We start from the raw sequence: 14,674 nt of genomic DNA, 5'->3' as shown, positions 1-14,674 counted from the left end.
AAACGTTCCCACGTTGGCGCGTGGGGACGATCAAATTCGTAGGATATTTCCATGCTTGATCCTCGGTTATTGCGGACGGAATTAGAGTTGGTGCGAGCGCAACTGGCGCGGCGCGGGTTGCAGCTTGACATCGCGCAGTTTGACGAGTTGGAAACCCGCCGCAAAACGCTCCAGTTGCAGGTGCAAACTCTGCAAAATCAACGCAATACGCACTCCAAAGCGATTGGTCAGGCCAAAGCGCGGGGGGAAGATGCGAGTGTGGCGCTGGCGGCGGTGGCAGCAGTCGGTGACGAGTTGCGCGCCTGTGAAACTGAGTTTGACGCGGTGCAAGCGGCGCTGCGCGAGCTGAGTTTGGCACTGCCCAATCTGCCCGACGCGAGCGTGCCTGATGGGCGGGACGAGGGCGACAATCGGGAGGAGCGCCGCTGGGGTGAACCGCGTCAATTTGATTTCCCGCCCCGCGATCACGTCGCGCTCGGCACGGCGGCGGGTTGGTTGGATTTTGACGCGGCGGCGAAAATCTCCGGCGCTAGATTTGTCGTGTTACACGGGGTGCTGGCGCGACTGCAACGGGCGCTGATCCAGTTCATGCTCGATGTCCACACCCGCGAGCATGGTTATTGCGAAGTGTATGTGCCGTATTTGGTCAACGCCGACAGTCTTTACGGCACCGGTCAATTGCCGAAATTCGCCGCCGATCTGTTCAAAATCCCCGGCGAACGCGAGTTTTACCTGATCCCGACCGCCGAGGTGCCGGTGACTAATTTGTTACGCGATACCATCACCGAGGCGGTCAACTTGCCGCGCCGTTGGGTCGCGCACACGCCGTGTTTTCGCAGTGAAGCTGGCGCGTATGGCAAGGACACTCGCGGCATGATTCGGCAGCACCAGTTTGAAAAAGTTGAGTTGGTGACGGCGGTGCAGCCGGAAGATTCGCCCGCCGCGCTGGAAAATTTGACCGGTCACGCCGAGTCCATTTTGCAGCGGCTGGAGTTGCCGTATCGCGTGGTCAGCCTGTGCGCGGGGGATTTGGGTTTTTCTGCCGCCAAAACCTACGATCTGGAAGTGTGGCTGCCGGGGCAACAGTGTTACCGTGAAATCTCCTCGTGCAGCAACTTTGGCGATTTTCAAGCGCGGCGGTTGCAGGCGCGCTGGCGCAATCCCGCCACCGGCAAACCCGAATTGCTGCACACGCTCAACGGCTCGGGCTTGGCAGTCGGGCGGACGCTGGTGGCGGTATTGGAGAATTATCAACAAGCCGACGGCAGCGTCATCATTCCAACGGCGCTGCGGCCGTATTTGAACGGATTAGAATTGATTAGCGCGTTTTAATTCAAATAAACCAGATCGCGTTCACCGTGCGCGGGCGATTATTATTCATCTTTTAATAGCGATTTACCATGACTCAACTCGCACTTGTCATTGATCTCAATGTCTGCGTCGGCTGTCACGCCTGCGTCACTTCATGCAAACAATGGAATACATCCGGCTGGGCGGGTCCATTAGTAGATGAAAACCCGTATGATGCGCATCCAACCGGGACGTTTTTTAATCGGGTGCAAATGTTTGAAGTCGGCACCTTTCCCAATACTGAATTAGTGCATTTCCCGAAAAGTTGTTTGCATTGCGAAGAACCGCCCTGCGTTCCGGTCTGCCCCACCGGCGCATCGTATAAACGCGAAGATAATGGCGTGGTATTAGTGGATTATGACAAGTGTATTGGTTGTAAATACTGTTCTTGGGCCTGTCCGTATGGAATGCGCGAATTAGATATGCAGCAGCAGGTAATGAAAAAATGCACCCTGTGTATTGATCGTATTACTGATCCTTCATTACCCGAAGACCGCCGCAAACCCGCCTGCGTATTAGCCTGTCCGACCAGTGCGCGGTTATTCGGTGATGTGCATGATCCTGATTCGGAAGTGTCCATTGCCATTCGAGAGCGCGGTGGTTATCCATTGATGCCCGAGTGGGCAACCAAGCCGTCAAATCATTATTTACCGCGGCGCAAAACCCGAATGCACATTACCGAAGATGATTTGCGGCGGGCGGATAATCCATTGCGGCATGAAGATATTACCGTTTATACCGGTGAAGAAACACTGGATGATGTGACCTGGTAATGATTTTTATTGACCACGTTTGTAATCTAAAGACAGTTTTTCATTCGATTGAATCGCAGGTTTTTTCATGCACCCAGCTTTTTCTGTCATTCTTTTAACGACTCTCCTCGGCGCCGGTCAAGGAGTATTTTTAGCCCTCGTCACCGGTCAAGTCTATGCCAGCATTAAACTGATTGAAGCACAGGATGCCAGTTTTTATGTCGGCGGCAGTGTGATTACTATTATCCTGTTAATCAGCGGTTTAATTGCATCGTTCTTTCATCTTGGCCGCCCAGAACGCGCTTGGCGAGCGGCGGCAAAATGGCGCACCTCGTGGTTATCGCGGGAGGTGATTATTCTACCGGCCCTAATGATATTGGTGGCGTTCTATGGCTTAGTTCATTGGCTCGGTTGGACGAATCCATTATTCATCGCGGGTGCAGATGCACTGCCTATTGACGCGAGTTTAGTATTGGGCGTCATTGGTGCGGTATTGGCATTTGCGCTGTTTGTTTCGACCGCGATGATTTATGCCAATGTCGAGTTTATTGCCGAGTGGCATTCACCGCTGACCGTTGCTAATTTCACCTTTTTAGGTCTGGGATCAGGCTTTATGTTAGCCGCCGCCTATTCCGCTGCATTGGGCAATCATTTAGTGACCTTTTACGGCACTTGGGCGGTCATTTTCACCGTGATTGGTTTAGTCAGTCGCGGCGCATCATTACTACGGAATCGGCATATTAAACCCAAGAGTAATTTGCAAAGCGCCATTGGCGTGCGCCACCGTTTAATTACGCAACGGGCGCAGGGTTTCACTGGGGGATCATTTAATACGCGGGAGTTTTTTCATCACGCCCCGCCGGCGGTATTGCAGCGGATGCGCACCAGCTTTTTAATTCTGGTGTTCCCGGTGCCAATTCTGTTGATTGCGATTGCTTACGTCAGTCAATCCGCCACGCTGCCGATCATTGCTTTTTTATTGCAATACACTGGGTTAATTGCCGAGCGCTGGTTGTTTTTTGCCGACGCGCAGCATCCGCAGAATTTGTATTATCAGTCGGTGGCTTGACCGCCTGAATTCCCTTCTCTGCCAAAAGGGGATTTCTTGCTTTGATTAAATCCCCCCTGCCCCCCTTTGTTAAAGGGGGGAATTAAATACTCTCTATTGTTAAAAAAAGAATTGCCCCCCTAAATATCAATTGCCTTGTTGAGATTCACCCGTCATGTCCGATACCGCCGCCCCGCGCACCAATTTTATTCACCACCTCATTGCCGCCGATTTAGCCAGCGGCAAACATCAGCGCATTGCCACGCGCTTTCCCCCTGAACCCAATGGTTATTTACACATTGGTCACGCCAAATCCATCGCATTAAACTTTGGATTAGCCGAAGAATTCGGCGGCACCTGCAATTTGCGCTTTGATGACACCAATCCATTAAAAGAAAACCACGAGTTTGTCGCGGCAATTCAATACGACGTGCGCTGGCTCGGTTATGATTGGGGCGAGCGGCTCTATTTCGCGTCTGATTATTTCGAGCAACTCTACGTCTTTGCATTAGAGTTAATTGAAAAAGGCTTGGCGTATGTGTGCGATTTATCTGCCGATGAGATGCGCGATTATCGCGGCACATTAACGATTCCCGGCCGCGACAGCCCCTACCGCGACCGCAGCATTGCCGACAACCGCGCCCTGTTTGAACGGATGCGGGCGGGTGCATTTCCCGACGGCAGCCGCACCCTGCGCGCTCGCATTGACATGACCTCGCCGAACGTGAACCTGCGCGATCCGGTGCTGTACCGCATCAAACATGGCGTGATCCACCACCAAACCGGCAGCGCCTGGTGTCTGTACCCGACTTACGATTTCACCCACCCGCTGTCGGATGCGCTCGAAGGCATCACCCACTCGATCTGCACGTTGGAATTTGAGGATCACCGCCCGCTGTATGACTGGTGCGTGGCGAATGTGTCGGTGCCGAAATCCCCCCAACCCCCCTTTGCAAAAGGGGGGGAGGGGGGATTTGTCAAATGGAATCCTCCGCAACAGATTGAATTTAGCCGTTTAAATCTGGAGTACTGCGTGATGAGCAAGCGGCTGTTGACGCAATTGGTGACGGAGCAGTTGGTCAACGGTTGGGATGATCCGCGGATGCCGACCATTGCCGGATTGCGGCGGCGCGGCTACACACCGGCGGCGTTGCGCGAGTTTTGTGCGCGGATTGGCGTGACGCGGGCGGATAATTTGGTCGAAATGGAGTTGCTGGAAAGTACGTTGCGCGAGGATTTGGATGCCCACGCGCCGCGGGCGATGGCGGTGCTGCGGCCGTTGAAAGTGGTGATTGAGAATTGGCCAGCCGAGCGGGCGGAGCAGTTGACGGCGGCAAATCATCCGAAAGATCAATCACTTGGTACGCGCCAGCTCACATTCGGGCGCGAGGTGTACATTGACCAAAATGATTTTGCCGAACTGCCGCCAAAGGGGTTTAAGCGCCTGACGCTCGGCGGTGAGGTGCGGTTGCGCAATGCGTATGTGATCCGGTGTGAGCGGGTGATTCGGGCGGCGGACGGGAGCATTGCTGAGTTGCGGGCGACGGCTGATCTGGACACGTTGGGCAAGAATCCGCAGGGGCGTAAGGTGGCGGGGGTGATTCAGTGGGTGGCGGCGGCGAGTGCTTGCACGGCGGAGGTGCGGTTGTATGACCGGTTGTTTGCGGTGCCGACGCCCGGCGCGAGCGGGGGGGATTTTCGCGCTGATTTGAATCCGCATTCATTGCAGGTATTAAACAATTGTTTTATTGAACCGAGTGCGGCCGCGGCGGCAGTGGGGAGTCAATTTCAATTCGAGCGTGAGGGGTATTTTATTAAAGATGTGGATAGCACGGCCGAGCGGCCGGTGTTTAATTTGACCGTGACGTTGCGTGATACTTGGGGTAAGTCGCAGACGCGGGCGGCGGCTTAATTGGTATTCAAGTGGTCTCAGGCGGGCGCGTGGGAATGGTTAATTGCCTCACTGCTGGAGATGGTTGTTATGCGAGAAGTTGCTTCATTGCGTTATGGCGTGATTTTCAAAAAAGCCTTTAGTCATCCAAGCGTTTTTAAAGGGTCAGGCATGGCAAGCAATTACCAAAAGCGTTGGCAATCAAATGCAGCCAATGCTTGATCGCAGGTCACGAGGGTTAATCGTTCAATTTGACTTTGCGCGGCCAGCATTCGATCAAATGGGTCACGATGTGCTTGCGGGAAATGTCCCGCGCGTAAAGCATGAAGATAGGTCACGGGTAAATGTTTAAAGCCGTCTGCTATGACCAGTTCATTAAAGCGTTCACTGATCTGCGGCACACCGTTTAATTTGCCAATGCGTTGTTTGGTGGCAATTTCCCACGCACTAGCGGCACTGACAAAAACGGTGTTAGTGGTATTCAACAGTGCGTCACGCACCGGTGCTGAGAGTTGAGGATCATCAGTGAACCACCACAGCAACGCATGGGTGTCTAATAGCAGGTTCATTAAATTAACGCCCTTCCCAACCGATCAATTCAGATTCCGGCAAGGGTTCAAAAAATGCCTCATCTACTGTTCCTGGCAATCGCCCGGGTTGCCGTGTAACCGTTTTATCATCGAGTGGCATTAAGCGGGCATAAGGGCGACCAGACTTGGCTAGGATGATTTCTTCCCCGGCGTGGGCTTGTTCTATTAGACGAGAAAGATGCGTTTTAGCTTCGTGAACGTTAATGATCTTTTGCATGGGAGACACATGACCAAAGTGAGTTGCATAACTAAGTCAGGAGTTACGCAGTTGGTTCGTAAGTTGTTGATTAATAACTGACATCTCTCCCCCACCCTAACCCTCCCCCGCTGGGGGAGGGAACTCAGAACCTCTCCCCCAGCGGGGGAGGGGCAGAATTCAACTGCGTAAGTCCTGACTAAGTTTAGTCTGGTCATGTCTCACTGAGACTTTTGCTACGAAGCGGTGATCTGCCAACGGTCACAGCCGATACATTTTTCTTAAGCACTGAGCAATGCTCAGTAACGCTTAACTGCCAGTCCGCAGACTGGGGTGTATCTACCAAGGCTGCAAAAACAGATGCTTTTACAGCGCGAACTCTTTGATGCGTTTCAAGTTTTACGCTGGCAACCGCATACTCGAACTTGTTAAAGAGCGTGATTGAGTAGCACGCGCTTGGTTATCGCTATAAAATACATGCTACCCAGTCTTAGAATAACGACGGATTTATGTACTGTCAAAGTCGTTATCTGTAGAGAGATGCTGGACTTAGCATTCCTAAATCATACTAAGCAAAACACAGTTTATTGAATACTATGTGGCAACCCCGCTGAAATCCCCCCACTCGCTGCGCGAGTGACCCCCTTTTGCAAAGGGGGTGAATGGTCACAGCCGCCGTCTATCCTTTGGCGTATGATTTGCTTATCTATCGAACACCATTGCACTTCAACACGGAGGGGCAGGTGACACCCACACTGGCCGCACTTGTCGGCATTACTCGACGACGACGGGTGGTTGACGATCAGGTCAACTGCCCGCCAGCCGCTGTCAATTTCTTGGCGGTCGGCGGGCGTGTCAAAATCCCCTTCACCTCTGGTTCCATGCGCTCGCTGATCCAACAGCAGCGCACTTTCCTGCTGCCAAACTGCGATTTTGGTCACGTTTGGCTATTTTGTCACACAAAACTCGGCGCAATGTACTAGGCTTGACTATTAAGTATGGCGCCAATTGGGCGTTATATCTAAAGTACCGTTGTTTCATTGCCACTCATCGGAGAATATCTCATGGATTCCTCTATCTCTAGCATGACTCCTGAACACGTCGCGGCGATTACTACCGCCGATGTTGCGAGTTGGCCAACCGCAAACGTTGCCGCGTTAACAGCCGCTATGATCGCGGTGATGTCGCCAGCACAGTTTGCTGCGTTCCCGACCGAAAACATTGCAGCATTAACGCAGATGCAAGTTGATGCCATGACTTTGGCACAACTGCAAACACTGAATTCCACAGTCACAGGACAATTTGCGGCCATTTCGCCGGCGGCAATACAGGGATTGGATGCTGCTGACATTCCCAACTTGCCCACCGACCAAATCGCCTCGATCACGTCCAAACAACTCGCCGGCATGGCGACGGATGATTTGGCGGCATTGACAACAGCGCCCAATAATCAAGTCGCGGCGCTGTCAACCGCTGCGATGCCGGGCTTAACTGAAAGCCAACTGAAGGGTTTAAGCAACGACCAAGTTAAGCTGTTCAGTACCGCGCAACTCAAGGCGCTGTCGTCCAGCGCCCTGCCGGGATTTGAAGATGCCGACCTTGAGGCCTTCACTGCCGATCAACTCGGCGCCTTCACTTCGACCCAAGCGCCCGGGTTTTCCGCGACAGATTTGGCAGATTTATCTATTGGAAAACTGAACCTGTTGTCGCCGAGTGCCTTTGGTGCGCTGACCACCACGCAAATCCAGGCGCTGACCACCACCCAGTTTGACGGTCTGTCCACGACGTCGATTGCGGCGCTGACGACGAAACAAGTGGTTGCCATTGATGGCGAAGATTTGACGAAAATGGACTCAACACAGGTTGCCGCCCTGTCCACCGCTGCGTTGGCGGCTCTAACATCGGAGCAGATCACGGCGCTGGAAGCTGAAGATTTCAAAGGCTTAGGCGTCAATATCGCCAAGTTGACAGCGAAACAAGCACCGGGTTTGGAGGCGGCAGATATTATTGCTCTGACAACAGACCAAATATCGTTGCTTCCAACCGCAGTATTGGCAGCATTCAGTGCCGCGCAAATTCAAGCCATTGCGCTTGATGATCTTGTCAAAATGACCACGAGCCAAATTCAGGCGCTCACGACTGCACAAATTCAGGCGTTGACGGATACCGTTGGTGGTCAAGTTGCCAGCCTGGAAGCCCCGCAAGTCGCGGCGCTCAAGAGTACTCAACTCGCGGCCATGAGTCCGACGCAGTTTGGGCAGCTAGATTTGAATGCGCTTTCGACCGCGGCGATTTCAGGGATGACCGCAGAACAATTGGCGAGTGTGCCGCATGCAGATGATGCGGGGGATGCTGGATTTGACAGCATTGACGATCTCTCCAGCGACCGCTTTGGGTTGCTGTCCTCAACGGCATTGGCGGGCTTAACCGAAGATCAAGCGGCGGCGTTGACAACTAGCCAACTCGCGGCCATGACCACGAAACAGGCGGCGGGCTTATCTGAGGCGACGTTGACCAAGTTCAGTGATACGCAAATCGCCGCGCTGCCCACTGCGGTTATCGGCAAATTAACCTCAACCCAGATTGCGGCAATTGAAGCGGCAGATTTTGACAGTTTGACCAATGCGCAAATTGCGGCGTTGACTTCCGTTCAAATCAAAGGGATGGATGCGAATGACATTGCAACGTTGATTGCAACGCAAATGCCTTCGCTGTCAGCGGCGGCAATTAAATCGTTTGATACGGCGGGTCAAATCCAGGCAATTCAAACCGCCGATTTTAAGGCGTTGACCACCACGCAATTGGCCGCGTTGACTGCTGACCAATTGAGTGTACTCACTACTGGCTTAAATAGCCAAATTGCCGCATTAGATCAAACGCAAATCATTGCATTTTCGCCCAGTGCATTGGCGGGAATGACGACTGCCCAAGTTGCTTCAATTAACCCAGTCACGATTCCCGGATTAACAACGGCGCAAATTGCTGGGCTGTCATCGGATGCACTTGCTGCATTAACACCCGGTACGGATGCCGTTACGAGTCAAGCTGTTAAATTAACCCCCTCCCAATTAGCGGCAATTAAAGCCACGCAAGCGCCGGGATTAAATAAACTTTATTTGCCTGATTTCACGCCAGCACAGGTCGCCGGTTTATCGTCGGCGGTATTAGCGGCACTCAATTCTGACCAAGTGAAAGCACTTGAAGCAGCCGATTTCACCGCCATGACGACGGCGCAAATTGCGGCGTTTTCATCTGATGGATTGAAAGGGCTGGTCGCTAATGATCTCAAAACCTTGACCGAAGCACAGGTTGGAGCGCTGTCGTCTAAACAAATGCCCGGAATAGACCCGTTGCGTTTGGGCGAATTAACTACCGCGCAAATTGATAATCTGACCACTGCGGCGATTGCGGCAATGAGTGATCCGCAGCAGGCGGCAATACTCGGTATAGCAGACGCAATTAAAGTCATCACGACTGCACAAATGGGTGCATTGTCAACGGCGAGCGTGGCGACTTTTGATGCCGGTGATGTTGGTGCGCTGAGTGAAGCGCAAATTGCCGGGCTAACGTCAAAGAACATCAGCGGGTTAATAGATGCAGCGGTTGCTGCTTTATCCAGTAGTCAGATTGATAACATCACGCCGGCGGCGCTGGCGGCAATGACGCCGACGCAGATCAGTAAGATTGCGACGGGTGTGATTGATGAGTTGACGACCGCGCAGATTCAGGCATTAACAACCGCGCAGATTCAGGCGTTGACTGCCAATAACGCAGCAAATGACCAAATTGACCAATTAAACTCAACGCAAATTGGCGCCCTCAAGAGCAGTCAATTGGCGGTATTGTCAGCAGCGCAAATTGGGGAATTGGACGTTGGCAAATTATCGTCCGCTGCGCTGGCGGGTTTGACGCCGGAACAATTCAGCGGCGTGACTATTACTGACTTATCTTCAACGCAATTCGGCGGGCTGACGACGGCGGCGATCAATGCGTTGACGGTGGCTCAGGCGACGACAATTACTTCAGATCAATTAGCCGGATTAACGGCAAAGCAGGCGCCCGCGCTGACGCCCGCTAGTTTGACATTGTTCAATAGCACAGACGATTTACATGCCTTTACTACTGCTGCATTAGCGGTGTTGACTTCGGCACAGGTCGCGGCGCTTGCTTTAGATATTGATGATTCATTAAATGCCGCCCAATTCGCCGCGTTGTCATCCTCGGGCATTGCTGGATTAGATACGGCTGACATTGCTGGTTTGGGTCAAGAGGAACTCAAGGCGTTGACTGTTAAACAAGCGCCCGGGTTGACAGGCGCCCAAATTGGCGCACTTGGCGCTACTGTAGCCACTGAAGACAATATCAAGTACATCCCGACGGCGGTGATTGCGGCGCTAACAACAACGCAAATTCAAGCCATTACGCCTGATGACGTTGATGATTTGACCCCCGACCAAGTGAAGGCATTAACCAGCGCCCAACTGGGAGCAATGACGACCGAGCAATTTGCAGAGCTAAATCATGGCGGTTTAAAAGATGCCACCATTGCCGGTATGAATGCGCTGCAAGCGGCAAATGTAGATATTTCTAACCTCACCTCAACGCAGGTGGCGTTGCTGACATCCACTGCGATTGGGGCGATGAGTAAAACCCAATTGGAGGACACCACTTTTGATGCGAAAACCTTTTTATCCCTGCTCAGTGCCAAGCAAGCGCCGGGCTTGAAGGGCGCGGAATTAGCCCAAATAGCGGCGACGAATATTGACGACTTGTCGCCGGCTGCTTTCGGTGCGCTGAACTCCGAGCAGATCAACGTGTTGACGACGGCGCAGTTTGCCAGCTTGACCACTGCGCAATTGGCCGCGATGACTGCCAAGCAGGCGGCGGGCATTACCTTGCAGCAAATGACGGCGTTGAACGAAGACCCCGATGGTGGCGGCGGCGCTGCTACTGCAAACACCGCGCAAATCACCGCACTCCCAACCGCCGTCTTGGCTGCATTGACCGGTGCGCAAATCAAGGTGATTAATTCTGTTGAAATTGGGTTGCTCACCACAACGCAAATACCGGCGCTGACCACTGCGCAAATTGCAAACTTGACCACCCAGACAGCAGCGCCCGGTGACGGCGGTCAGATCGGACAATTGCAACCTGCCCAATTGGCGGTACTCAAAAATACGCAGGTAGCGGCGCTCAGTTCGGCACAGGTGGCAGCACTGAACACGGATGTTAAGTACCTCTCCGCCGCCGCCATTGCGGGCATGACCACGACGCAAGTCAAAGGGTTGGCGGTTGGCAGCCTCGACGGCGCGCAACTGGGCGCCCTGTCTTCGGAGGCGTTGGATGAGCTGAGTTCGGTGCAAATTGGTGATCTCACGGACGCTCAACTTGCCGGCATGACCGCTAAACAGATCGCAGGATTGGGGACGGACGTTGGCGAATTGACTGCCGCGCAAATTAACAAACTGCCAACCGCAACATTTGCCGCCATGACCTCCGCGCAAATCAACGTGCTGGCAGCAGTTGATTTTAGCGGGTTGGATAACGCGCACATTGCCGCGCTGACTTCCAAGCAAGTTGGGGGGTTGTCCGCTGCTGCGGGTGAAGATTTGGCGGATTTGACCGCCGCCCAAATCCCGTACATCAACACGGCAACATTAAAGGCGTTGACCGCCCCACAGATCGAAGCGATTGGCGCTGATCTTGACCAGTTGACCGCCGCACAGGTTGGTGCATTGCAAGGCAGTCAACTCACTGGTGCCACGACATTCGGAAACTTTGATTCAGCGCAAATCGTCGCTCTGCCAACAGTGGCGATCAAAGGGCTGACTGGGCTGCAATTTGCAACCATTATAACGGATGCACTGGTGGCCTTCACCCCCGCGCAAATTGCCGCATTGACCTCAACGGCTTTGCAAAGCCTGACTCAAGCCCAAGCCCAAGTCTTGACGCCATCGCAATTGGCGGCAATCACGAGTAGCCAAGCTGATGGATTAATTGGGGCTGTGGCGACTGACCCACTGAAGACATTCACGCCTTCACAAATTGGTCATCTGTCAACAGCGGCGCTCAAGTCGTTGGATGCCACGCAGTTGAGCGCGTTTGGCACGGATGACTTCCTCGCCCTCAGTCCGGCGCAAATTGCGGCACTGACGCCAACCGCGATGCTCACTGCGTTGGGTTCTGATGACATTGCAATCTTGACGAATCAGCAGATCGCGGCGCTGACCTTGGCACAAGCGGCGGGGTTAAATGCTGCGGTGATTGATGATTTGACCACCGGGCAAGTCCCGTCCATTTCAACGGCGGTGATTAAGGCGCTGACGGCGACGCAGATTGACGTGATTGAAGCGGCTGACGTTGGGCAGTTGACCAGCGCCCAGTTGGCAGTTTTGACGGGCGCGCAATTTGGCAAGCTCGATTTGAGTGGTTTATCGAGTACGCAAATTCCCTGGCTGTCCACCGCTGCGATTGAGGCGATGGGTACGACTGACTTTGCAAAACTGGGATCAGCCACCATTGCGGCGCTGACCACCGCGCAAATTGCCGCGCTCACGACGGCGCAAATCAAGGCGTTGAATGATGATACTGATGGTGCTGGACTTGCCTCACCAATCAATCAGATACAAGCGCTGACCAGCGCCCAACTCGCGGCCTTTACCTCTAAGCAAGCGGCGGGATTTCAAGCGGGTGATTTGACGTCGTTGTCACCCGATCAGGCCAAAGCCTTGTCAGCGGCAGTCCTCGGTGCGTTTAGCTCGGCGCAACTGGAAGGTTTTAACAAGGAAGACTTTGCCGCCATGACCTCGGCGCAATTTGCCGCGCTGTCGTCCAGCGCGATTGGTGGGTTGATAGAAGAGGATTGGTTGGCCTTGACCAGTACGCAACTGGCGGCGCTTTCGACGAAACAAATCCCGGCAATACCAAACGAGGACATCACCGATCTGTTTGCCAATACCAACGGCATCTCTGCCATCTCCACAGCGGCGATTGCGAAGCTGACCAGCGGTCAAATCCAGGTGATTGCGGCTACTGACATTCCTCACCTCAGCACCACGCAAATTCAGGCGTTGACCACCGCGCAGATCAAGGTGTTGACAGCCGCGGGTCAAATTCCCGCTCTGTCAGATGCCCAAGTTGGAGCGTTGAAAAGTACCCAAGTGGCGGCGTTGACGGCGGCGCAGTTTGATGCGTTGGGTACGGCTGGCAAGATTGACAATATCTCAAATGCCGCCTTAGCCGGTATGACAACAGCACAACTGGCGAGATTGAGTGATGCGGCCAAGATGGAGTATTTGTTCGATAGCCAACTTGGCGCGTTGACAAGTGCGCACATCGCGTCCTTGACGGTAACGCAATTTAATACCCTAGATGCAACCGAACTGCCGTTGATTTCCACAAGCGGCATTGCTGGTTTAACGGAGGATCACATTGCAGAGTGGAATTTAAACACGGAACTTGGGCTGATTCGATCCTTGACCACCGGACAAATTGCGGCGCTCAGTTCGACGCAAATTGCGGCATTCAAGTTGATCGAGTTTGACAATGGAACTGGGGTGCCTGAGGCTGATGCAGCGGTTGACTTCACCTTGTCCGCAACGCAGATTGCGGCCATTTCAACAAAAGCCTTTAGCGGGCTTGATGCACTGGATACCGCTGCGATGACGGCAGCACAGATCGCTGCTATCACGCCGGCACAGGTAGCTGTCATGTCCCTCAGTGCTGTGTCAGGTTTACCCGCTGCTGGGATTGGCAGCATGACGACAGACGCCTTTGCCAAGCTAACTGCTGCGCAAATCCCCTCCATTACTGGATTGACCGGGATCACTACCGCGCAACTCGCCGCCTTGAGTTGTGCGACAACATTGGCGTTCACAGGTACTCAAATCCTAGCTATGAGCGATGCCCAGCGTAGCACCCTTTCCGCCACCCCGCTGGCGCTGGACTTGGACGACAACGGCATCGCCACCATCGCCGTCAGCGACAGCAGCGTCACCTTCGACCTCTACGCCACCGGCAACAGCGCCCGCGTGGGTTGGTTGAATGGCGACGACGGCTGGTTAGTCATGGATCGCAACGGCGACGGCATGGTCAACGACGGCAGCGAGTTGTTCGGCAGCGGCACGACCTTAGCCGACGGCAGCCGCGCCGGCGACGGGTTCGTGGCACTGGCTGACTTGGACAGCAACCGCGATGGCGTGGTCAACGCCGCCGATACGAGCTTCGGGCAACTGCAAGTGTGGCGCGACATCAACCAAGATGGTCACAGCCAAGCGGAAGAATTGCTGAGTTTGACCGAACTCAACATCCAGCAATTCAGCCTGGCGAGTAAAGCGGTGGAGATTCCGACGGATGCGGTCGGTAATCAAATTGGTTTAATTGGTGTGTATGAAACCAGCGATGGGCAGGCGCATCAATTAGCCGATATTTGGTTGGAAATTGATTGATTAAATCCCCCCTGCCCCCCTTTGTTAAAGGGGGGTAAGAAAGTTCTCCTTTGTTAAAGGGGGTAAGAAAGAAAAGCCCCCCTTTGCAAAAGGGGGGTTGGGGGATTTAACAGGGCTGACAGATTTAACAATACATCCCCGCCGATTGATGATAAATTGATCGGCGGGTTTTTTATTGGGTGATTGAAATATAGCCGCGTAGGTTGGGTTGTGTGCTTTGCGCGGTGTTGATAATGAATAACCAATCCAAACGGCACACAACCCAACATTTCCCACCCGCCCGTTCAACCCAATTCAGTTGAATGAACCTTTGGTTGAATCGGAATTAACCAACCGCCGTCGCGTCATCGGTTTATTAGCGGGAATGTTGGTTTGCCCGATTGATGATAGTGGATTGATC

General features: G+C 53.5%; 8 protein-coding genes. 5 read left to right on the top strand and 3 right to left on the bottom strand.

Translation table 11 applies throughout. The annotated features are described in order from the left end of the window. Window positions 1-51 precede the first annotated feature (51 nt). From serS to HUK38_RS02110, 4 genes are all read left to right on the top strand, one after another. Window positions 52-1,332, top strand: coding sequence for a serine--tRNA ligase (gene serS, locus HUK38_RS02125; RefSeq protein WP_182582135.1), 1,281 nt, complete (start codon window positions 52-54; stop codon window positions 1,330-1,332). Window positions 1,333-1,400: 68 nt separating this feature from the next. After that, window positions 1,401-2,123 carry a sulfite dehydrogenase subunit SoeB gene (soeB, locus tag HUK38_RS02120; protein WP_182582134.1) on the top strand — a complete coding sequence of 241 codons (723 nt, stop codon included), beginning with the start codon at window positions 1,401-1,403 and terminating at the stop codon, window positions 2,121-2,123. 67 nt (window positions 2,124-2,190) lie between these two features. After that, window positions 2,191-3,171 (top strand): sulfite dehydrogenase subunit SoeC, encoded by a 981-nt coding sequence (gene soeC, locus HUK38_RS02115; RefSeq protein ID WP_182582133.1) that lies wholly within the window; start codon window positions 2,191-2,193, stop codon window positions 3,169-3,171. Window positions 3,172-3,325: 154 nt separating this feature from the next. Then, on the top strand, window positions 3,326-5,062 hold the full coding sequence (locus HUK38_RS02110; RefSeq protein WP_182582132.1) for a glutamine--tRNA ligase/YqeY domain fusion protein: 1,737 nt from the start codon (window positions 3,326-3,328) through the stop codon (window positions 5,060-5,062). 161 nt (window positions 5,063-5,223) lie between these two features. On the opposite strand, the gene HUK38_RS02105 is transcribed toward HUK38_RS02110, so the two are convergent. The 3 genes from HUK38_RS02105 to HUK38_RS02095 all read right to left on the bottom strand — a co-directional run bounded on the left by HUK38_RS02105 (window position 5,224) and on the right by HUK38_RS02095 (window position 6,768). Next, window positions 5,224-5,610, bottom strand: coding sequence for a type II toxin-antitoxin system VapC family toxin (locus HUK38_RS02105; protein ID WP_182582131.1), 387 nt, complete (start codon window positions 5,608-5,610; stop codon window positions 5,224-5,226). A 4-nt stretch (window positions 5,611-5,614) separates the two neighbouring features. Then, complete coding sequence (locus HUK38_RS02100; RefSeq protein WP_182582130.1) at window positions 5,615-5,848, bottom strand: type II toxin-antitoxin system Phd/YefM family antitoxin; 234 nt, start codon at window positions 5,846-5,848, stop codon at window positions 5,615-5,617. A 563-nt stretch (window positions 5,849-6,411) separates the two neighbouring features. Beyond that, complete coding sequence (locus HUK38_RS02095; RefSeq protein ID WP_182582129.1) at window positions 6,412-6,768, bottom strand: hypothetical protein; 357 nt, start codon at window positions 6,766-6,768, stop codon at window positions 6,412-6,414. A 123-nt stretch (window positions 6,769-6,891) separates the two neighbouring features. Here HUK38_RS02095 and HUK38_RS02090 point away from each other — a divergent pair, with 123 nt between their 5' ends. Then, the gene (locus HUK38_RS02090) at window positions 6,892-14,274 is read left to right on the top strand and encodes a hypothetical protein (protein ID WP_182582128.1); all 7,383 of its coding nucleotides are present in this window, start codon (window positions 6,892-6,894) and stop codon (window positions 14,272-14,274) included. The last annotated feature ends 400 nt before the right edge of the window (window positions 14,275-14,674 follow it).

Origin of the sequence: Thiospirillum jenense (genome assembly GCF_014145225.1) — a bacterium.
Classification (GTDB): domain Bacteria; phylum Pseudomonadota; class Gammaproteobacteria; order Chromatiales; family Chromatiaceae; genus Thiospirillum; species Thiospirillum jenense.
Note: the sequence above shows the minus strand (reverse complement) of the source record. Positions and strands in the feature narration are given on the sequence as shown.